We start from the raw sequence: 21965 nt of genomic DNA, 5'->3' as shown, positions 1-21965 counted from the left end.
CAATTTTCTTGGAATTACATATCCGGTCCTTTGGTCAAAAAAATAATTTCGTAAAATGCGTATATTTATTCTTATGGACAAAAGAACATTATATTATTTACTTGTAGTGATGATGACCCTAAACTCCTGTGGTTCTTCTCAGAACACCATTACCAAGAAAGGCAATGTAGCAGAAGAATTAGATGAAAAGAACCGTACTAATTTCACCTTGTTGGAACGCATTTCCAAAATGCCGGGTATCGTTAGCAGAAATGGGGTGCCAGTTCTATCAAAAACCTCAAATTCCTTTAGCAACCAAGGCAGGCAAGAACCTCTATATATCTTGGATGGTTATGAAATAGGTACCTCCTTTGCATCTGTAAACGAGGCGGTAGATAGTTTTAACGTAAAAAAAATAAGAATCCTTACAAGTGCAGAGGCAGGTATGTACGGATCTAGAGCTTCTAATGGAGTTATAATTATTACTACCTATAAGTAAGGAAATAATAATGCATTATACTACTCTAAGGTAACAGTCAAGTCAAGATTGGAATCCAGTATAAAGGCACATTCCTTAAATTTAGGCGGTCCAAACATTTTTAGTCTTCCTTTGGTAAACGCCACTTGTTCTTTTGGTATACCCAGCATATTGGTATCCAGTTTTTTGTTAGAATTAGCATCATGAAAAATTGCTACGGCATATTCTCCGTCGGGCAGGTCGTTGATTTCAATTGTGGTCTTACCCTCTTCTGCTTTTTCCATACCGGATTTATACACCTTATCAAATTTTAAGAACGAGCTTTCATTGGTATATACTGCATAACATATGGTACCTTTCTTGGTAGGAACACCTTCTACGTTTAATTGAAGTTTATGTTGGGCGTAAACTAAAGGAGATAATGCTAAAAATATTAAAATCAAGATATATTTTCTAAGGTTCATAAGATACATTGAATAGTATAGATTGATTTCAATTTTAATGCCAAAACATAATCCTCATTTGTGCCTTACTCCACATTTAGAATTTTTGCACTTAAGTTATTCATTAATTGTATGGTTTCAACTGAATCCTTTAAGTTAAGGTATATATAAACAGAATCCCTATATACGAGTTTAATCTTCTGATGACCAATATTATCTACAAAAACATGCACTCTTTTATTGGTCAGGGAATCCTTAAACTCCCTAAAAATGCCTTTTTCCTTTTCCAACGCAGAAAAACCGTTTAGGCGTTGCATTGGGGGTATTCTATCCACCAATAGTACACTATCCAATTCTTGGTAGGGAACATGAACACGGTAAAATCCTGATCGCAAGTTTAACCCGTCATCATCGGTACCTATCCAATTCTTAAAATGCATGGCCAAAACCATTGCACAAATTATCAAGGTTAATACTAGAATGATGTTCCAAAACCAATTATTCCGTAACAATCGCATAAATAAATACTATAGATATCTTTTAGTCACTTAAGTTAAAAGTTGAAACGTAAAAAACGGCCATAAATTACCAAAGCGGTAAAACAATCCTTTACCATAAATCAATGATCTACAAAACGGCCTTTATCCCAACCCAACATCCAAGGTCATCATAATAATAAAGCCTGCTATGAATCCCATGGTAGCAATATCTGTATATTTATCTTGCTGTGTTTCCGGTATCACCTCTTCCACTACAACAAAAATCATTGCCCCGGCAGCAAATGAGAGCGCATAGGGCAATATGGGCTGAAAAGTCATTACCGCCCAAGCTCCAAGTACAGCTGCCACAGGCTCAACAATTGCCGATGCCTGGCCGTATAAAAAACTTTTGGTACGGCTAAGTCCCTGTCGTCTCAACGGCATGGCAACAGCAAAACCTTCAGGGAAATTCTGTAAGCCTATACCCAGCGCCAAGGCTACGGCCCCACCTATTGTAGCACCTTCAAAACCGGCGGCTACACCTCCAAAAAGTACCCCTACGGCCAAACCTTCGGGAATATTATGCAAGGTAATGGCCAAAGTCAATAAAGTAGTTCTATGCCATGGTGTCTTTACCCCTTCCGCTTCACTCTCTTTAAAGTTAATGTGTAAATGTGGCAATACCTTGTCTAATCCAAAAATAAAGGCGGAACCCAATAAAAAACCAACTGCGGCAGGTATGACCTTAACAAAACCATCCCCAGGGCTCATTTCTATACCCGGCGCCAATAGGCTCCAAAAACTGGCGGCCACCATTACACCACCGGTAAAACCCAACATACCATCTAACAAAGCACGGTTCATTCCTTTAAACAAAAAAACCAATGCTGCCCCAGCGGCGGTAAGTCCCCATGTAAATAACGTAGCATAGAATGCTGCTAAAACGGGGTCTATAGATTCAAAATAATCAATTATCTGTTCCATATATTTTTGGTCTTTATTCCGTATCTGAAATTTCTAAATATAAATTGGAGGCTATTTGTTCCGATATTCTAATAACGCCACTTCTGGTGGAAATAGATACCGAACCATCAAACTCCTCACGATCTAAAATTTTAAATGTATCGCCAAGTGCTATTCTATTCTTATCCAAAAATTTTAAAAAAGAGGCAGATGAATCATTCACTCCTACACAAACACCCTCGCTAAGTACCGGTAATTCACTGATCAGCTTTTTTATGGACTTTTTAAAGGTACCATCTTTTGTAGGTATGGGATCTCCATGGGGGTCTACTTTTGGGAAACCTAAATGTGCATCCAACTTATCGATTAGGGCATCGCTTTTTATATGTTCCAATTGTTCCGCAACCTCATGGACTTCATCCCATGAAAAATTAAGCTTATCTACCAAAAAGACTTCCCATAACCTATGTTTTCGTATAATGGACAGGGCCACCAACCTACCCTTCTCCGATAAGGATACGCCTTGGTACTTTTTATAGTTGACCAATGACTTTTCCGATAACTTCTTTACCATATCGGTTACAGATGAAGGTTTCGTATTCATTTGCTCCGCAATAGCGTTGGTTGCCACGGATTTATTATCAATCTGACTTAAATGATAAATAGCTTTGATATAATCTTCTTCTGATAAGGTCATCTCAAATTATTAAAATGTAAAAATACATTTTTATATGTAAAAACAATTTTTTAGGTTTGTCTAAATTTATTTTTAGATGATTAAAATAGTGTTTGGTTTACTCTTAGGACTTATCCTTACCATGGGGTATGCACAAAATGCTACCATAAAAGGCCAAATAGTAGCAGAGGGTAACACTGTGGCTTTTGCCAATATTTATTTTAAGAATACCCAAATAGGCACCACGTCAGATGAAAATGGAAGGTATATGATCAATGAAATACCTCCTGGTGAATATATGCTCATTGCCTCTAACATTGGCTTTTTTCCCTTTAAAAAAAAATTGTCCCTATCTAAAAACGAGGAACTCGTGATAAATATAGTGCTGGAACCCAATGTGGAGTCATTGGAGGAAATGGTGGTTACCGGAACCTTAAAACCGGTCAACAGATTGGAAAGTCCGGTGCCCGTTGAAGTATATAAACCAACATTCTTCAAGAAAAACCCCACTGCCAGTATATTTGAGGCATTACAGAACGTAAATGGTGTAAGACCGCAAATTAATTGTAATGTATGTAATACAGGGGATATCCATATAAACGGCCTTGAAGGTCCGTATACACTGGTCCTAATAGATGGAATGCCCATTGTCAGCGGTTTGGGAACGGTATATGGCTTATCCGGTATACCCAATTCCTTGATCGAGCAAGTTGAAATTATTAAAGGGCCTGCATCTACATTATATGGCAGTGAGGCAGTAGGTGGTCTAATTAATATAATTACCAAAGACAATTTATCCGCACCGCAATTGGTTGTGGATAGTTTTATAACGGATTGGGGAGAATTTAACCTAGATATAGGAACTAAATTTAATCTAGGTGAAAATGCCAATGTGCTTTTAGGGATCAACTATTTTAAATATGACAACCCAATTGACAATAACGAAGATAATTTTACGGACCTAACCCTACAGGACCGGATTTCCATTTTTCAAAAATGGAATTTTAAAAGAGACAATGCATGTGTTCTATCCATTGCCGGTAGGTATTTTTATGAGGACCGTTGGGGCGGAGAACTACAATGGACACCTAAATTTAGGGGAGGTGACGAAATTTATGGGGAAAGTATTTATACAAAAAGATGGGAGATTTTGGGCAAATACCAGCTTCCTGTAGAAGAGCAATTAATGCTATCATTTTCATACAATGACCATAGCCAAAATTCAGTTTATGGAAATGTACCCTACCTAGCGGACCAACGAATTGGTTTTACACAGCTTACATGGGACAAGACCTTTAACACCCATAATCTTCTTGCAGGAACTGCACTGAGATACAACTATTATGATGATAATACTACCGCTACGATGAATCTTAACGGTAACCTGCCCAACGAAGTCCTTATTCCAAGTATTTTTATTCAGGACGAAATTGCCTTTAATAAAAAACATGCGTTGCTTGGCGGTCTTAGATATGATTTTGATAAAAGACATGGTAGCATTTTTACCCCAAGAGGGGCTTACCGTTACAAATTTACCGACAATGACATCTTACGTATAAATGCAGGGACCGGCTTTAGGGTCGTTAATTTATTTACCGAAGAACATGCCGCTTTAACCGGTGCGCGCGATGTTATCATTGCCGAGGAACTTAAACCGGAACGTTCCTTTAATATCAACCTCAACTATCTTAAAAAGATATATAGTGACAATGGTACTTTCGCCGCATTGGATGCGTCTATCTTTTACACAAATTTTAAAAATGCCATTATACCCGATTATGACACCGATCCAAATCAAATTATATATGATAATTTAAGGGGCAAATCCGTTTCCAAGGGCCTGAGTACCAGTCTGAATATTTCTTTCCACAATGGTCCAAAAATAATGTTGGGAGCAACCTTCCAGGATGTTAGCACAACAGAGAACGGGGCTACTACAAGGCAAATTTTAACGGAAAGTTTTGCAGCAAACTGGGGAGTTAGCTACACCGTTAATTCTTGGGATATGACCATAGATTATACGGGAAATCTTTATGGGCCAATGCGCTTACCAACTTTCGGTGCAAATGATCCTAGAAGGGAATATTCTCCCACTTGGAGCATTCAAAACATTCAATTTTCGCATAAAGGCCTTACAAATATTGAGATATACGGTGGCGTAAAAAATATTTTAAACTGGACACCGAATAAAGGCAATCCGTTCATAATAGCGCGCGCAAACGATCCTTTTGATAAAGAAGTAACCTTTGATAACAATGGAAACGCGGTACCTACACAGAACAATCCCTATGGCCTAACTTTTGACCCGTCTTATGTTTATGCGCCAAACCAAGGTATAAGAACATTTTTTGGCTTGCGTTACACGATCAATTAGACTATAAAAGACGTTTGGTATTTTGTATTTTTGAGGTAATAACTAGTATCCGCTACCTACCACTAAATTCATGGATAAATACGATTATATTATTATAGGTGCCGGAGCCTCTGGACTTTTATTGGCCAACGCCATGGCCAATGACTCCTTTTTTAATTCCAAACGAATTTTACTTTTAGATAAAAATGCCAAAAAAACCAATGATCGCACATGGTGCTTTTGGGAAAAAGGTCCCGGTCAATTTGATACAATCGTAAAGAAAGAATGGAACACTGTCCATTTTGAAAGCAAAAAATTATCCCAGCGAACTTTAATAGCTCCCTACACCTATAAAATGATACAGGGAATTGATTTTTACACCCATTACTTAAACAAAATCAACAACAGTCCTGCTATTACATTTATTCAGGAAGAGGTAATAGACCTTGTAGAAAATTCAGAAATAGTAACTGTAAAAACAAGAAATAACAGCTACACCGGTTCCTATATCTTCAATAGTATTTTTAACTATAGTATGACCAAGAACCAAAAGCGGTATCCTGTTTTACAACAACATTTTAAAGGTTGGGTAATACAAACCCAAAAACCGGTTTTTGACCCCAAGGAAATTACTTATATGGATTTCTCTGTTCCTCAAAAAGGGAATACTAGATTTATGTATGTTTTACCCTATTCTACCCATACGGCACTAATTGAATACACACTGTTTTCAGAACATTTATTGGACAAACAGGAATACGAAGAAGAACTGAAAATTTATATAAAAAGCAGGTTTTTATGCGATTCCTTTGAAATCGTTGAAAAAGAATATGGCAGTATTCCCATGACCAGTTATGATTTTAGGGAAAACCATACCAATAGAATACGCTATATAGGAACCGCTGGCGGATGGGCAAAACCTAGTACGGGTTATACCTTAATGAGTACGGCCAAAAAAATACCTTTGGTAATAGAGTTTATTAAAAACGGAAAACCTTTGTCAAAACTTAATTTAAAGAATAAGTTTTGGTTTTACGATCTTTTATTTCTTGATGTGCTCTATGCTAACAATGCAAATGGCCATAAGGTATTTGAATCATTGTTCAGCAAATTGAAACCGCAGAAAGTTTTTAAATTTTTAGATGAAGAAACCAACTTAAAAGAAGATATCACTTTTATAAACGCATGTCCCAAACTACCTTTTATTAAGGCATTTTTTAACCGGCTATTTTAAACAGTTCTGTTCATTAGGTTTTCACCGAATGTTCTGAGTAATTTCTTTTTTGGTTCTTGAATATCTATCTTTTCAAGGACCTTAAACGCTTTTTCCGTATAATCCGCTATAGCGTTTTGTGTTGCTTCATCCGCTTTGGTCTTTTTAAATATTGATCGCACTGCATTTACCTTTGCTTCCGTTTCAACCGGTTGAATGGAATATAAATGCTCCAACTCCTTAGAAGTGGCCTCTGATCCTGAATTCATGGCCTTAAGATAGAGATACGTTTTTTTATTCTCTATAATGTCACCGCCCACTTGTTTGCCAAAGGTTTTAGGATCACCAAAAACATCTAGATAATCATCCTGCAATTGAAAAGCAATGCCCAAATTTAATCCAAAGTCATACATATGCTCTTGGTCAGTCGCGGAAGCTCCTGAAACTATTGCACCCATTTTAAGGGCTGCTGCGACCAAGACCGCAGTTTTATATTCGATCATTTTAAGGTATTCGGGTAACATGACATCATCGCGAGTTTCAAAATCAACATCATACTGTTGCCCTTCGCAAACTTCTAAAGCGGTTTTACTAAATAGTTTGGCCAATTCCCTAAACACAAGAGGCTCATAATTTTCAAAAAGTTGGTAGGCAATGATCAACATTGCGTCTCCGGAAAGAATACCGGTATTAATATCCCACTTTTCATGTACGGTAACTTTTCCCCTCCTTACCGGGGCATCATCCATAATATCATCATGAACCAAGGAAAAATTATGAAATACCTCAATAGCAAGTGCGGCATCCAATGCCTTTTTATACTGGGAATTGAATATTTCCGCGGTCATTAAAACAAGTACCGGCCTAAGTCTTTTACCGCCAAGGCCTAAAATATAGCTGATCGGTTCGTATAAATTCCTAGGCTCTTTGGTTAGTTTTTTAGAGTTTAGATATGCCACAAACTCCTCTCGGTATTCACTAATGGAATGCATGCGCTCAATTTTCTTCAAAAATAGAACAAAATGCCTAGTAATAAACCATTTCTATTGAATCACACCATAATTAAGACCATATCCTGCTAAGGTAAAACAAGATATAAAATTCATTTCTGGCACAAGTAGGTATTACAAGGAATTTCTCTTAATTAATGTAGATGGCATTATACATTGGGTTAGGTCATCATTTTTAATATGTCTGGCCGCTTTTTTGGCCATTTCCTTAAAATCGGTTGAGATTGTGGTAATGCCCCCAAATACAATCTCTTTGGCTACATTATCATTCTGTGAAAGTATACCGATATCCTCGCCTATTTTATACTTTTTTCTAACACAGTCCCTTAGAACATGCCATAATATAGTATCCCCTAAAATAAAATACAGATTGCCTTTTGTGGCGGTACCAAAAGAATAATTGGTCTTGACACTACCCTTGATACCGTAGTTTTCCAAAAATCTTTCAAAAGCGTTGCGAATAGATATTGGGCTATAATCGCTCTCTTCATTAAAATACAAAATGACCTTATTATACTTTTTTATCTCAGGAAGCAATTGAACCAAAGAACTGTAAATAACCTGTTCAAATTCCTGTGAGATATATGAAAAAGGGGTGCCCAAATCCAAATATCTATCTACTAACAATAATTTTTTTGGCTCTATAGTTTGTAATAGCGGAACTACTTTTGGGTCTTGTATTGGAGCAATAACATACATTCCGTATTTACCGTTAATATTGGTAAGAATGGTTTCAAAAATGGTGAGATTATTATGATGAAAAAAAACATCAATTTGAAAACGCTTGCCCATTTCCTTTCTAAAGGTCTTATAGAATTCCTCTTGATAACTTTGAAAAGCAAACAATAACAAAGCCATACGTTTGGTAATGTTTGTTTCTTGGCTGATTACAAAATATCCTTTTAATTGCCTAGACTCGATCAACCCTCTATCTTTCAGCTCTTCATAGGCTTTGAAGATGGTTTTCCTTGCATAACCAATTTCATCGACCATATTGTTAATGGATGGTAACTGGTCACCAATGGCCAATTTTCCTTCCTCAATTGATTCTATAACACCTTGTACTAATTGCTCGTGCTTAGAGAGGTTTTTGTTCTGTGTTAATTTTAAAATTTTTCCAACAACGGGCATAAAGAAGAATACAATTATAACAGTCCAATATACAATTTAATACATTATATCAAAATTGACCTTTATCAATACATACATAATCTGTGCAGTTACAATATGATATTCCGGTCATGAAAAACAACGGCAAGAATCTAAAAAACAACTAAATATCCTTAATAATCCCCATAATTCATTATCAAGAACCACATTGACTTTAACGCCTTAAAGCTAGAAAAATAAAGGATTCTATAAGCATCTGGTAAATATGATATTAATAATAAAACACAATTATATTAGCATATTGAAAATTTATATAATATTAATTTAGATAATTAACATTTTATTATATATTTGTTTACAGTAGCATAGTGTATCATAGTCTTTGTATAAATCAGTGTAACCTTCAAATTGACGGCCGGTACCTTTACTATTTAAATTAACTAACAACTCATTAGAACCTAATTTTATGAATTATCAATTTAAATTCCCTAAGCTTTTCATGATTAGAAATCGTGGAATCTTAACGATGGTTTTATTTTTTTGCGGTATGCTCCTAACGAGTGTATATGCCCAAGAAATAACGGTATCAGGTACGGTTACGTCTGCCTCTGACAACATGCCGCTGCCTGGTGTATCTGTTATAGATGCCAATAATCCAACCAAAGGCGTGCAAGCAGATTTTGATGGAAATTTCACAATTACATTAGACGACAATAATACAAGTCTACGGTTTAGCTACATTGGTTTTAAGCCTGCAGTGGTACCCGTAAACAATCAAACTACCATAAACGTAACACTTGAGGAAGATGTTGCAAACTTGGAAGAAGTTGTTGTTGTTGGGTATGGTACCCAAAAGAAGGCTACGGTGACCGGTGCGGTAACGGCAGTTCAAGGACCTGTTTTAGAAAGTTCTCCTGCAATTAGTGTATCTAACTCCTTAGCTGGAAGGTTACCTGGTGTAGTCATTGTTCAAACCAGTGGCGAACCAGGGAATGATGAATCTAATATTAGTATTCGTGGTACCAATACCCTTGGCAACAATCAGCCGCTAATCGTAATAGATGGTATTCCTGACAGGGATGGTGGTATTGCAAGAATCAATGCCGATGATATTGCGAACATTTCTGTTCTGAAAGATGCATCCGCAGCCATTTATGGTGCAAGAGCGGCAAACGGGGCGATTATCGTTACCACAAAAACAGGTAGTGTTGGTAAGATGAAAATCAATTACAAAGCAGATTTTGGACTTACAAGGCCCACCAGGGTACCGGAAATGGCCAGTGCCGTGGAATACCAGACCATTATGAATGAATTGGCCATTTACAACAGTAATATTCCTGCCAGTCAGTGGGGTGCCGCAAGTAGTGCTTTTCAATCTACCGGAAGCTATACAATACCGGGAGGTTCAGAAACCGTAAACGCAGCGTTTAGTCCAGAAACCATAAACAATCACAGAACAAATGCAGATCCTTGGTTATATCCGGATACGGATTGGTTTGGCGCTACTTTTCAAGATTGGGCAGAACAGCAAAGACATAATCTATCCATTAGTGGTGGTAGTGAAGATTTAAAATACTATGCCTCTTTGGGCTATTCCGATCAAGGTGCTATCTATAAGAATTCTGCCAACAGATATCAACAGTACAATTTCAGGTTGAATACGGACGCCAAGATCAACGATTACATCTCTACCAAATTAGGTATGGGGTATAGAAAAGAATATAGAACTTTCCCAACAGAAGGGGCCGGAGCTATATTTAGAATGTTGATGAGAGGAAGACCTAATGAACCGGCAGTATGGCCAAATGGACTACCAGGTCCTGATATTGAAAACGGACAGCAACCAGTGGTTGTAACCACTAATGAAACGGGTTACGACAAACAACCTACGGATTATTTACAGTTTACAGGTTCCGTAGACATTACCAACCCTTGGGTAGATGGTTTAAAGCTAACCTTAATGGCGGGTGTAGACCAAAGCCAGTTACGTAGAAAACTTTGGCAAACGCCTTGGACTTTATATTCATTGGACCGTGCCAATTATATTGCTACCGGCAATCCTGTTTTGAGCGGGGCCATTAGATCTAACTTCACGGATCCTAGATTGTTGCAATCATCCAACAATGTACTGAATACCAACCTAACCGGTTTATTGGCCTATGACAAAACATTTGGCGAAGACCATACAATTGGCTTATTGGCGGGTGTAACCCGTGAAAATTTTCAAGGGGAATTTTTCTCTGCATTTAGAAGAAACTTTTTGTCAACAGCCGTAGACCAATTAGGAGTTGGTGGTGAGATTGCACAAGAAACGGATGGTTACGCATATAACAGGACCAGATTGGGTTATTATGGCCGTGCTCAATACAATTATAAAGAAAAATATTTGGCAGAGTTTATCTGGAGATATGACGGTTCTTATATTTTCCCGGGAGATGATCGTTTTGGATTCTTCCCTGGTCTATTGGTAGGTTGGAACATTAATAATGAAGATTGGTTTAATGTAGATTCTATCAGCTACCTAAAACTTAGAGGATCTTACGGTGAAATGGGTAACGATCAAGTTTCCTTTGACAGTAATGGCGATGGTGAAATTACGGATGACGAATTACAGGAATATGCATATAAGTCAATTTATGAATTTGGGCAGTATCCAATAAATGGGCAAGTACAGACCATTCTTAACGAGCCTTTATTGGCCAACCCAAGTTTTACATGGGAAAGGGCCAAAAATTTCAACGTTGGTTTGGACGGTATTGTATTAGATGGGAAACTTAGTTTTACATTGGAATATTTCCTGAACAAAAGAGACCAGATATTAATTCAAAAAACAGGTTCCACTCCGGGGTCTTCAGGTATCTCTGATCTATTGCCTCCTGTAAATGCAGGTAAGGTAAATAACGAAGGTTTTGAATTTGCTTTGAATTATTATGGTGGTAGTGTAGAAGGATTTAAATGGGATGTTGGTGTAAATGGTGGTTATGCACAAAACTCGGTAGAATTTTTAGATGAGATTCCTGGCGCACCAAGTTATCAATTACAGGAAGGTAAGCCAATAGGATCATATTTGGTGTACGAATATGACGGAGTCTTTAGGGACGAGGCAGCCATTAGCGCCAATACGTTAGATTATAGCGCCGTAAAACCGGTGCTAGAGCCCGGGGACATGAAATTTAAGGATATAAACGGAGATGGTGCCATCAATGACTTAGACCAAGTGAGATTGTCCAATAGTATTAATCCTAACTTTAACTTTGGTGTAACCTTCAATGCTTCTTACAAAAACTTTGATTTATCCGTATTATTACAAGGTGCCACCGGTGCAAAATTGTTTATACAGACAGAATCAGGGGATATCGGAAATTTCCTAAAATATAGTTTTGATAACAGATGGAGTCCAGATAATCCAAGTAGTGTAGACCCAAGGTTGGCAAGCCGTGGTGACACATATTACACAGGAGGTGATTATGGCAACAATACATATAACTTATTCAGCAAAGATTATATTAGACTTAAGAACGTGCAATTGGCCTATAACTTTCCTAGTTCAATGATAGAACAGTTTGGACTTTCAAATTTTAGAGTGTATATGAGTGGTCTTAACTTGGCCACATGGGCAGCACAAGACATTTATGATCCAGAATCAACGAGTAATAGTGGGCAGTTTTATCCGCAGCAGTCAATTATTAACACAGGTTTTAGTTTAACATTTTAAAAAAAAATTATGAAGAAAAGGAAATTAGTACTCTTAGGTTTATTGACCATTGCGTTGATACCTATATCGTGTAACGAAGACTTTTTGGAAACACAACCTTTAGATTCAATTTCAGCAGATGCCACTTGGGCAGATGGTGCACTTGCTCAAGCTTTTGTTTTCAATGTCTACGCATCCCTTGGCTATGGAGGGTTTGAAGAAGAAGGTTTGGCCTCATTGACAGATGAAGCCATGTTTACGCATTCCGGTAGAGGAATTAATGTAATTACAGAAGGGGCATTATCACCTTCCGGTACCGGTAACGTTAATATTATTCCACAGTGGGACGAATTATATTCAGCCATAAGAAAAGCTAATATTGCTATTCAAGAATTGCCAAATGCTACATTTGACGATCAGGTTTTAAAGGACCGTTTACTTGGCGAAGCACATTTTTTAAGAGCTTATTACTACCATCAATTAATGAGATACTACGGTGGCGCTCCCTTAATTGATAGGCCATATGGTCTAGATGAGGATTACTCCATCGCCAGAAGTACATATGCGGAAAATGTCGATTTTGTAGTCGCAGATTTGGATAATGCCATTTCATTATTGGACGGTAAGGAAACTACCCCTGGAAGGGCATCTCAATTAAGTGCAATGGGTCTAAAATCAAGGATATTGCTATATGCAGCAAGTGACCTAAGAGATGCAACGACTGCTGCACAAAAATCGGCTACAATAGGAAGCTATGCAAATCAAGACTTAATTGCCTATACTTCTGGAGATAGGGAATCAAGATGGATTTTAGCTAAAAATGCGGCAAAGGCAGTTTTGGACAGTGAGGCCAGCGGATATAAATTGGACTTAACTGAACCTGCTTCTGCGGAAGAAGCAACAGAAACCTACATCTCCATTGCTATGGGAGGCGGAAGTGCTGTTGGTGATGCCGCTGCTAGATCTGAACTTTTATTTGAAAGAACGCATTCACCTTTATTTACCCAAGAAAGTAACTGGCCTTTGGGAGGTATTCACCAAGGGATCAACAACGGTCCAAACGGGTACCACAACTGGGCAGGTAATACACCTATTCAACAATTGGTGGATGATTATCAAATGATGGACGGTTCTGAATTTGACTGGAGCAATCCTGATCATGCCGCCGCACCTTATGAAAACAGGGACCCTAGGTTGGCAGCTACCATTCTATATGATGGCGCCCCATGGAAACCAAGACCTGATGATGTAGCTTCCATTGACCCTTATGATGAAATACAGACCGGTACCTATGATGACGGTAGTGGAGGAATTATCCCTGGTGTGGATATGCGCGATTCTCCAATTGAAAACTGGAACGGAAGTAGAACTGGATATTATGTAAGAAAGTTTATTGATCCGGACCCGTCCTTGGTAGATAATCAGTCCAGTGCACAAGTAGTTCCTTGGCCATTTATTAGATATACTGAAATTGTATTGAACTATGTTGAAGCCTCTATTGCAACCGGTGATGAAGGTGAGGCAAGAAATTGGCTCAACAAAATAAGGTTTAGGGCAGGTATGCCGGCAATTACAGCATCTGGTGACGCTTTATTGGAGGCATATATAAACGAAAGAAGAATAGAATTGGCCTATGAAGAGCATAGATATCATGATGCCAGAAGGTGGATGATAGCCGATCAGACTTTAGGCAGGGGAATCAAGGTTATGAAAGTTTCCGCCAAATTAAAGCCGGGTGCTACGCCAAGAAGCCCTTACCAATACGATCCAGAGGTGTATGACTATACCTATAATGTAGTTGACAACACCGATAATGAAACCAGAATTTGGGATGATAAGATGTATTTCATGCCTTTAAGTAGAGATGAAATTAATCGTAATGAATTATTGATCCAGAACCCTGGCTATTAAGTTAATTTAATTTTGAGTTATTCGAAAAATCTATCCCTTTGTGGGATAGATTTTTTACATTTAAGCAAATGACAAAAAAACAATTTACACTTCTTTCTATTTGTATTGTTCTATTGATTGGTTGTAATGAAAGGCCGGAAAAGAACCCTGTTGATGTTGCGGATACCCCTATAAAAAAATCTCGCCTTTTTACATTATTGACCCCTGAACAAACGAATATAACATTTGAAAACACCCTGAACGAAGGTTTAAACGCCAATGTACTGGTTTATGAATATTTGTATAATGGTGGCGGTGTGGCGGCAGGAGATTTTAATGGGGATGGTTTAGAGGACCTGTATTTTTCTTCCAACATGGGTAGCAATAAACTATACCTTAACCAAGGTAATCTAAATTTTAAGGATGTAACATCAATAGCCAAAATTAACGGTAGACCCGGGCCATGGAAAACAGGGGTTTCTTCAGTTGATGTAAACGGTGATGGAAAATTGGATATATACCTTTGTTATTCAGGTGCGTTGCCAGATGCAAAAAGACAAAATCAACTTTTTATCAATCAGGGCAATGATGAGAACAACGTTCCTATATTTAAGGACGAAGCTGCTCAATATGGATTGGCAAGTGCTGCATTTAGCAATCAGGGATATTTTTTTGACTATGACAAGGATGGGGATTTAGATATGTTGTTATTAAACCATAATCCAAAATCCTTACCCGTTCTCAATGAGGTAAGTACAAGACAGTTCCTTAAAAAAGATGATCCTCTACAAGGCACCCGACTTTTTGAGCAAAAAAATGGAACCTATATAGATGTAACCGTTGAAGCCGGTATCAGTGGTTCCGCATTATCATATGGACTAGGTATTGGTATAGGTGACATTAATAATGACGGGTGGCAGGACTTCTATATATCAAATGATTATACTGTTCCAGATTATTTATATATCAACAATAAAAACGGCACATTTACAGATCAATTAGGGAAACAAATGGGACATACCAGCCATTTCTCCATGGGTAATAATGTCATTGATATTAATAATGACGGTTGGCAAGATGTGTTCACCTTGGACATGTTGCCAGAGGATAACAAAAGACAGAAATTGTTATTGTCCCCGGACAATTATGAAAAATTCGACCTGAATATTAGAAGTGGCTTTCATCATCAGTACATGCGCAACATGCTTCAATTAAACAATGGCAACAGTACCTTTAGCGAAGTGGGTCAATTATCCGGTATTTCAAATACGGATTGGAGTTGGGCCCCCCTTTTTGCCGACTTCAATAATGATGGCTTAAAAGATCTATATATCACCAATGGATATTATAGGGACTATACCAATTTGGACTTCATAAATTACATGGAGGATTTTGTACAGACTAAAGGACGTTTACAACGCCAGGATGTTTTGGAACTTATCAAAGAAATGCCTTCTTCTAATTTAACCAATTACTATTACACAAATGTAAACGGTACGGAATTCACCAATCATACCCAAGAACTTGGAATAGATCATCCTGCCAATAGCAATGGTGCCGTTTATAGTGATTTGGACAATGATGGGGATCTGGATTTAGTAGTTAACAATATCAATAAGCCCGCTTTTATTTATAGGAACGATAGTGATGTTACAACCAATAGATATTTAAAGATTAAATTAAAAGGAGCCAACAAAAATACCATTGGTATTGGTGCTAAAGTAAGTGTATATGCCAAAAACCAATTACAGGTTTTAGAGCAAATGCCAACGCAAGGCTACCTATCTACAGTTTCGTCTATCCTACATTTTGGCATGGGAGATATTCAGGTAATAGATTCGGTTCAAATAGAGTGGAATTCCGGCAAAAAAGAAATACTTACTGCTGTACATACAAACCAAACGCTAGTTATTGAAGAAGTCAATGCCTCTAAAAAAGTCTCAAAAACAGAGAAGCTTAAACCATTGTTCACCAAAGTGCAATCTCCCGTAAACTATGAACATGCATCAATGGGCTTTAATGATTTTAAAAGGCAATCCTTGTTATTGAAACAATTTTCGCATAAAAGTCCGGTAATCGTCAAAGCCGACATCGATAATAATGGATTGGAAGATATACTAATAGGCGGTGGTATAGGACAAGGCACCTCTCTTTATTTACAGACCAAAGCAAACAAATTTTCGCAACGTCCTATAAATGATTTTTTAGAGGATGCCGACTATTTTGATACCGATATTGCCGTGTTTGACGCTAATGCAGATGGAAATTTGGATGTATATATTGCAAGTGGTGGATATCATGACCTAAAACCAAATGATGTTCGTTTACAGGATAGACTGTACTTAGGGGACGGAAAGGGTAATTTTTCCAGGATGAAAACCGCGTTACCGACCATGCTGACCAATACGGGCAGTATATCTTTTTCAGATATCAATAAGGATTCCTACATAGATCTGTTCATTGGTGGTGACTATATTCCTGGGAGGTATCCAGAATGTTCTAGAAGTTATGTGCTGATAAACAACGGCAAGGGTGAGTTCATTGACCAAACACAACAGGTACAGCCCTCATTACAGATGCCCGGAGCAATAACCGATGCTAAATGGGCAGATATTGATGGTGATTCTATAGATGACCTTGTTACTGTAGGAGATTGGGCACCGGTACGTATATATGTGAACAAAAATGGAAAGTTGGTAGATGAGACCGGTACTTATTTTAACAATGAAATAAATGGCCTTTGGACGACATTAGAACTTGCGGATATTAACAAGGATGGCAATATTGATATACTTGCCGGAAACATAGGCGTAAATACCCAATTTAAGTTGAGTTCCGCCACCCCAGCTACACTTTACTATACGGATTTTGATCAAAACGGCTCTATAGACCCCATTTTGAATTTTTATGTTGGTAATACCAGTTATCCCTATATAACAAGGGATGAGCTCTTAGGTCAGTTGGCAGGTTTTAGACAACGCTTTACAAGTTATGAGACCTATGCCAATGCAAAACTTACTGATATTTTTAGTGCATCGGAATTAGAAAAAGCTCAAAAATTGACTCTTGACCATCAAGAAACGACCTTGTTTTTAAATTTGGGCAAGAAAAACTTAAAACAGGTCATCTTACCACAACAGGCACAATATGCTCCAACATCACAACTAATTGCCAAGGATTTTAATAAGGATGGCCATTTAGATATATTGGTTTTAGGTAATGATGATTTTTATAAATTACGAATTGGAAAGTTCGATGCCAATTATGGAACGCTACTGTATGGTGATGGCAATGGTAAATTTAAATACGTACCCCAATCAGAATCTGGTCTTAAAATATTGGGCAGTGAACCTAAAGCAATTCTTCTTAATGGCCACTTAATGATTACGACGTATGGTAAGGAATTACAGACCTATACATTTTCAGAATAAAATTTCAATCTTATGGTGACATTTTATATCAAAAAAATAAAATTTAGAGTAACATTTCTCTGCATAATTATGTTTTTTAGTGCGTGCAAAAAAAGCGAAGAACGCCCAATGACAGAAAAAGAAATTGCGTTGGAATGGGCAAATATGACATTATTTATTACAAGGTATACCCCCTCTAACTCCCCCACTTTTGCTTCACGTGCATTTGGATATGTTGGTCTTACCATGTATGAATCCATAGTACCGGGCTTTGGGCAATATAATAGCCTAAGCGGACAATTAAGCGGTTTTGATTCCATTCCCCAAATAGATATCGAAAAAGAATATCATTGGCCATTATCGTTAAATGCGGGACAGTCAGAAATTTTAAAAAATATATATGTTCAAACTTCTGAAGAGAACATTCAAAAAATAGATTCGCTGGAAAAAGTGGTTTATGACCAATATAAAAACCAAATAGACCCAGAGACCAGGCAACGATCCGTAGCATATGGCAAGGCAGTGGCCCAATCAATTTTTGAATGGTCCAAAAACGACGGTGGCCACAGGGGGTATCTAGCTAACTTTGATAAAACTTTGGTACATCCTGATCGTCCCGGGGCCTGGAAACCACCGTTGTTCGCACAATCCTTCAGCCACCATCCTTTACATCCGCACTGGGGCAAGAACAGAACCTTTGCAGTATCTAACAAAATGGTAGAGGACCCAACAATAATACCCTATGATACTACGGTGGGGTCTCCATATTACAAACAATTTGAGGCTGTATATCTCAAAGATCTACAGTTGACCAAAAAAGAAAAAGAAGCCGCAATTTGGTGGGGAGACGATCCAGATGTAAGTTTCACCCCACCGGGCCATTCCTATTATTTTGCCGTTTTGGCTGTAGAAGGTCATAATAGTACAATGATAGAAAGTGCAAAAGTATTTGCCCAAATGGGTATGGCCGTGGCAGATGCATTTATTAACTGTTGGAAATGGAAATATCAGTTTTTTACCGAAAGGCCAAATACCTTTATACCAAAATATATTGACGAAGAATGGGAGTCTTTCTGGCCAGACCCACCCTTTCCTTCATTCCCTTCTGGCCATGCTATTCAAGCGGCAGCGGCGGCAACGGTACTGGAATCTAATTTTGGGCCCAAATTCACCTTTACGGACAGGGCACATGAAGGACGTGAAAGGGATGAATTAAAGGATACCGATTTTGTAAGTAGAACTTTTGACACATTTTGGGATGCAGCACTAGAAACGGCAGACTCTAGATTTTACGGTGGTATACACACAAAACAAGATAATGATGTAGGCTTGGAAAAAGGTGTCGTTATAGCCAAAAACATCACGGCATTAGAATGGAAAAAATAAAATGAAAAATATATCACTCTTCCAAAACTCGGCTATATTCCTGTTGTTTCTCCTTGTTAAAATGAACGGTTTGGCCCAACAAGAATTTACGGATGTTACGGTATCTGCAGGTATAGACCACCAATATGAAGTATATGAAGGTACATTTGGTGGCGGAGCAACCGTTTTTGATTTTGATAATGATGGCTTCGAAGATTTATATATAACCGGGGGTATGGTATCGGATAGATTATATCATAATAATGGCGACGGTACATTTACAGATGTATTTACAGGTTCCGGTCTAGAACTCACCAACCAATTTGTTACACAAGGTGTAGTTAGTGCAGATGTTGATCGTGATGGGTTTAGAGATATCTTCATTACTACCATTACTACTACAGACGGCAAAAACATTATTCCGAGGGCAAAAAATCTATTATTTCTAAATAATGGTAACGGAACGTTCAGGGATGTTACCACAGATTTTGGCCTAGAGGATTTCAACTCCTTTAGCACAGGCCCAAGTTTTGGAGACATAGATGCAGATGGGTACCCAGATTTGTTCGTAGGCAACTATTTTCAAGAATTTACCGGAAAACTGGGCATTATAAAAGACGCTACTATAGTTAGCGCCAACCAAACCGCCAAAAGCTATTTATTAAAAAATATCAAAGGCAAGGAATATAAAAATATATATGAAAAATATGGTCTGGGGCATAAAGGATTTGGTTTTGGTGGGGTTTTCACGGATTTTGATAATGACCAAGACCAGGATTTGTTGGTCAATCAAGATTTTGGATATAAAGCGGTACCAAATTTTTTGTACAAAAACGAGTATCCGGATAATCTGTTTGAAGATGCCAGTAAGGAAACCGGAATGGACCTAAAAATTAATGCAATGGGTTCCGCTGTTGGGGATTTCAACAATGATGGTTGGATGGACTATTACATTACCAATATTAAATTCAATTGGTTAATGGAAAACCAAGGCCGCGACCGGCCGTTTATAGATAGGGCAAAAGAATTGGGCACGTACAACCTTGCAATAAGTTGGGGAGCTAATTTTGCGGATTTTGACCATGATGGGGATGTAGACCTTTTTGTATCCAATGGCGATTTAAATCCAAACTGTACCCCAATGGGTAATTTCTATTTTGAAAACAAGGACAGCTCCTTTACGGAAAATGGCAGGGAATATGGTATAAACGATTATGGCATAGGTAGAGGTTCCATAATTTTTGATATGGATAATGATGGCGATATGGATTTATTGGTGGTAAATCAAAAACCAATTTTAAACTATCCTATTCCGTCAAAAACAAAATTATTTAGGAATGATATTAAAAAAGGCAATTGGTTAAAAGTAGCCTTAAAAGGGATTGCATCTGAAACCAATGGCATAGGGTCTCGCGTAACCGTTATTACTAATGGCAAGAAACAAATTAGGGAGATTGATGGTGGCGGATCTAGCCATTTATCACAAAATACGGTCATTGCCCATTTTGGAATAGGCCTACAAACACAAATTGATAGTGTAATTGTTAACTGGACCGGTGGAAACTCCCAAGTGGTAACACATATAGCGGCCAACCAATTATTGGAAATAGTAGAAACCCCTGCTCCAAAGGAAAAAAGAATTTCCAAATGGTATATAAGTGCCGCTTTGGCAATAGTCCTTTTGATATTTTTTATACTTTACAAAAGGAGGTTTACTAATAAATGAAAACCCCTAAAACTTTAAGCATTTAAAAATAATCCCCTAAAAATGCAATAGCCTCCAAAAAATTCGTCTTTATATATGAAGACCACTTGTAAAACCATTGGATGGCATCCAACCAAGAAAATAATAACGACCTGAACAGTTTCTTTGAAGAAGAATATGGCTCCCTTAAACGCTATATTCAGTCTAAAATTAAACAAACCTCAGAGAGTGATGCAGAGGACATCATTCAGGAAGTAGCGTTGCGTATTTTTTCAAGACCCTTAGATGCACTACCCATAAACAATATTGGTGGATTTGTATACGGTGCCATTAGAAACAAAATTACCGACATACTCCGTAGCAAAAAAAGACGTGTTGACCACCAAGAAGAGATAGAACAACTTTGGACAGATTTTACGAACAAATTCTATGATGGATCATCATCTACGTACCCTGAACAAATTAGGGAAAAGCTCAAGATTGCAATTACCAATCTAAAACCAATGTACCGTGATATAATTATTGCTGTTGATTTTGAAGGCTATACCTATAGGGAGATTTCAAGGGAAACGGGCATTTCACCTGGTACATTAATGTCGCGAAGGCACCGGGCTTTATCAATTTTATTAAAAGACATGGAAATTCAAGAACTTAAAAAACTTACTTATGAAAACTAAAACAAATAAAAACATGGAAAAGACCGTAAAATTTTATGTTTATAAGACCTTTAAAATTTTCTTTTACATTTTATTGGGTATAGGCATTGCCTTTTTGGTAGGTTATATTTTTATGCGCCTATGGAATTGGCTCATGCCTTATTTATTTGGCTTACCTGAAGTAGATTATTGGATGGCTTTGGGCATACTGTTGTTATCCAAAATAATTTTTGGATTTGGTGGCGGCAATGGATCTGGTAATTCCAAAAAGAAAAAAAAGAAAGATGGATTCAAGAAAGATTCCTGTTCCAATATAAAATGGGATTTTTCCCAATGGAAACATTATGATGACTTTTGGGAAGAAGAAGGAGAACAATCCTATAAAAATTATATTGAGAAAAAACGTGCAGAAGCGGCGCATAACCCTACAAAACCTTAAGGACATAAATTTTATCTACTTATTCAAAATTGTAATTAGATGAAAATCAATCTTAAATAAATGCAAAACTTTGGAAACTTTTATTGTTTTTAAAGTTTCCTA

16 protein-coding genes are annotated in these 21965 nt (G+C 37.5%); 10 read left to right on the top strand and 6 right to left on the bottom strand.

Translation table 11 applies throughout. The features are described from left to right. Positions 1 to 55 precede the first annotated feature (55 nt). Positions 56 to 478: a TonB-dependent receptor gene (locus tag JM81_RS13010; protein ID WP_144804038.1), complete on the top strand. Its 423-nt coding sequence runs from the start codon at positions 56 to 58 to the stop codon at positions 476 to 478. A gap of 20 nt (positions 479 to 498) precedes the next feature. Here JM81_RS13010 and JM81_RS13005 read toward each other — a convergent pair whose 3' ends face one another. The 4 genes from JM81_RS13005 to JM81_RS12990 all read right to left on the bottom strand — a co-directional run bounded on the left by JM81_RS13005 (position 499) and on the right by JM81_RS12990 (position 3039). Then, the gene (locus tag JM81_RS13005) at positions 499 to 921 is read right to left on the bottom strand and encodes a DUF2141 domain-containing protein (RefSeq protein WP_089259732.1); all 423 of its coding nucleotides are present in this window, start codon (positions 919 to 921) and stop codon (positions 499 to 501) included. Between the two features lie 65 nt (positions 922 to 986). Further along, the gene (locus JM81_RS13000) at positions 987 to 1418 is read right to left on the bottom strand and encodes a hypothetical protein (RefSeq protein ID WP_144804036.1); all 432 of its coding nucleotides are present in this window, start codon (positions 1416 to 1418) and stop codon (positions 987 to 989) included. A 123-nt stretch (positions 1419 to 1541) separates the two neighbouring features. Further along, on the bottom strand, positions 1542 to 2363 hold the full coding sequence (locus tag JM81_RS12995) for a ZIP family metal transporter (RefSeq protein WP_144804034.1): 822 nt from the start codon (positions 2361 to 2363) through the stop codon (positions 1542 to 1544). A 13-nt stretch (positions 2364 to 2376) separates the two neighbouring features. Then, positions 2377 to 3039 (bottom strand): metal-dependent transcriptional regulator, encoded by a 663-nt coding sequence (locus tag JM81_RS12990; RefSeq protein ID WP_144804032.1) that lies wholly within the window; start codon positions 3037 to 3039, stop codon positions 2377 to 2379. A gap of 76 nt (positions 3040 to 3115) precedes the next feature. On the opposite strand from JM81_RS12990, the gene JM81_RS12985 reads away from it, so the two are divergent. Both JM81_RS12985 and JM81_RS12980 read left to right on the top strand, forming a co-directional pair. Then, entirely contained in the window at positions 3116 to 5392 is a 2277-nt protein-coding gene (locus JM81_RS12985; protein ID WP_144804030.1) for a TonB-dependent receptor, read from the top strand. Positions 5393 to 5462: 70 nt separating this feature from the next. Further along, a complete protein-coding gene (locus JM81_RS12980; RefSeq protein WP_144804028.1) occupies positions 5463 to 6605 on the top strand; it encodes a lycopene cyclase family protein in 1143 nt (380 codons plus the stop codon). Here the strand turns inward: JM81_RS12980 and JM81_RS12975 are convergent. Together JM81_RS12975 and JM81_RS12970 are read right to left on the bottom strand one after the other, a co-directional pair. Continuing rightward, the gene (locus tag JM81_RS12975; protein WP_144804026.1) at positions 6602 to 7576 is read right to left on the bottom strand and encodes a polyprenyl synthetase family protein; all 975 of its coding nucleotides are present in this window, start codon (positions 7574 to 7576) and stop codon (positions 6602 to 6604) included. The two genes, JM81_RS12980 and JM81_RS12975, sit on opposite strands and share 4 nt — an antisense overlap. A 132-nt stretch (positions 7577 to 7708) precedes the next feature. Next, complete coding sequence (locus JM81_RS12970; protein WP_144804024.1) at positions 7709 to 8725, bottom strand: GntR family transcriptional regulator; 1017 nt, start codon at positions 8723 to 8725, stop codon at positions 7709 to 7711. A gap of 526 nt (positions 8726 to 9251) precedes the next feature. Here JM81_RS12970 and JM81_RS12965 point away from each other — a divergent pair. The 7 genes from JM81_RS12965 (at position 9252) to JM81_RS12935 (ending at position 21863) form a co-directional block, all read left to right on the top strand. Next, complete coding sequence (locus tag JM81_RS12965) at positions 9252 to 12419, top strand: SusC/RagA family TonB-linked outer membrane protein (RefSeq protein ID WP_261375046.1); 3168 nt, start codon at positions 9252 to 9254, stop codon at positions 12417 to 12419. Positions 12420 to 12428: 9 nt separating this feature from the next. Continuing rightward, positions 12429 to 14309, top strand: coding sequence for a RagB/SusD family nutrient uptake outer membrane protein (locus JM81_RS12960; protein WP_144804019.1), 1881 nt, complete (start codon positions 12429 to 12431; stop codon positions 14307 to 14309). Positions 14310 to 14377: 68 nt separating this feature from the next. Beyond that, the gene (locus JM81_RS12955; RefSeq protein WP_144804017.1) at positions 14378 to 17719 is read left to right on the top strand and encodes a VCBS repeat-containing protein; all 3342 of its coding nucleotides are present in this window, start codon (positions 14378 to 14380) and stop codon (positions 17717 to 17719) included. Between the two features lie 108 nt (positions 17720 to 17827). Continuing rightward, positions 17828 to 19084, top strand: coding sequence for a phosphatase PAP2 family protein (locus JM81_RS12950; protein ID WP_261375045.1), 1257 nt, complete (start codon positions 17828 to 17830; stop codon positions 19082 to 19084). 1 nt (position 19085) lies between these two features. Continuing rightward, on the top strand, positions 19086 to 20789 hold the full coding sequence (locus JM81_RS12945) for a CRTAC1 family protein (protein ID WP_261375044.1): 1704 nt from the start codon (positions 19086 to 19088) through the stop codon (positions 20787 to 20789). Positions 20790 to 20890: 101 nt separating this feature from the next. Next, positions 20891 to 21445 (top strand): RNA polymerase sigma factor, encoded by a 555-nt coding sequence (locus JM81_RS12940; protein WP_144804013.1) that lies wholly within the window; start codon positions 20891 to 20893, stop codon positions 21443 to 21445. Further along, positions 21435 to 21863, top strand: a complete 429-nt coding sequence (locus JM81_RS12935) for a hypothetical protein (RefSeq protein WP_144804006.1) — start codon at positions 21435 to 21437, stop codon at positions 21861 to 21863. The genes JM81_RS12940 and JM81_RS12935 overlap by 11 nt, the downstream gene beginning before the upstream one ends. Positions 21864 to 21965: the final 102 nt, after the last annotated feature.

The organism is Maribacter sp. MAR_2009_72, from assembly GCF_007827235.1.
GTDB lineage: Bacteria > Bacteroidota > Bacteroidia > Flavobacteriales > Flavobacteriaceae > Maribacter > Maribacter sedimenticola.
This window is presented reverse-complemented; position numbering and strand designations above follow the sequence as displayed.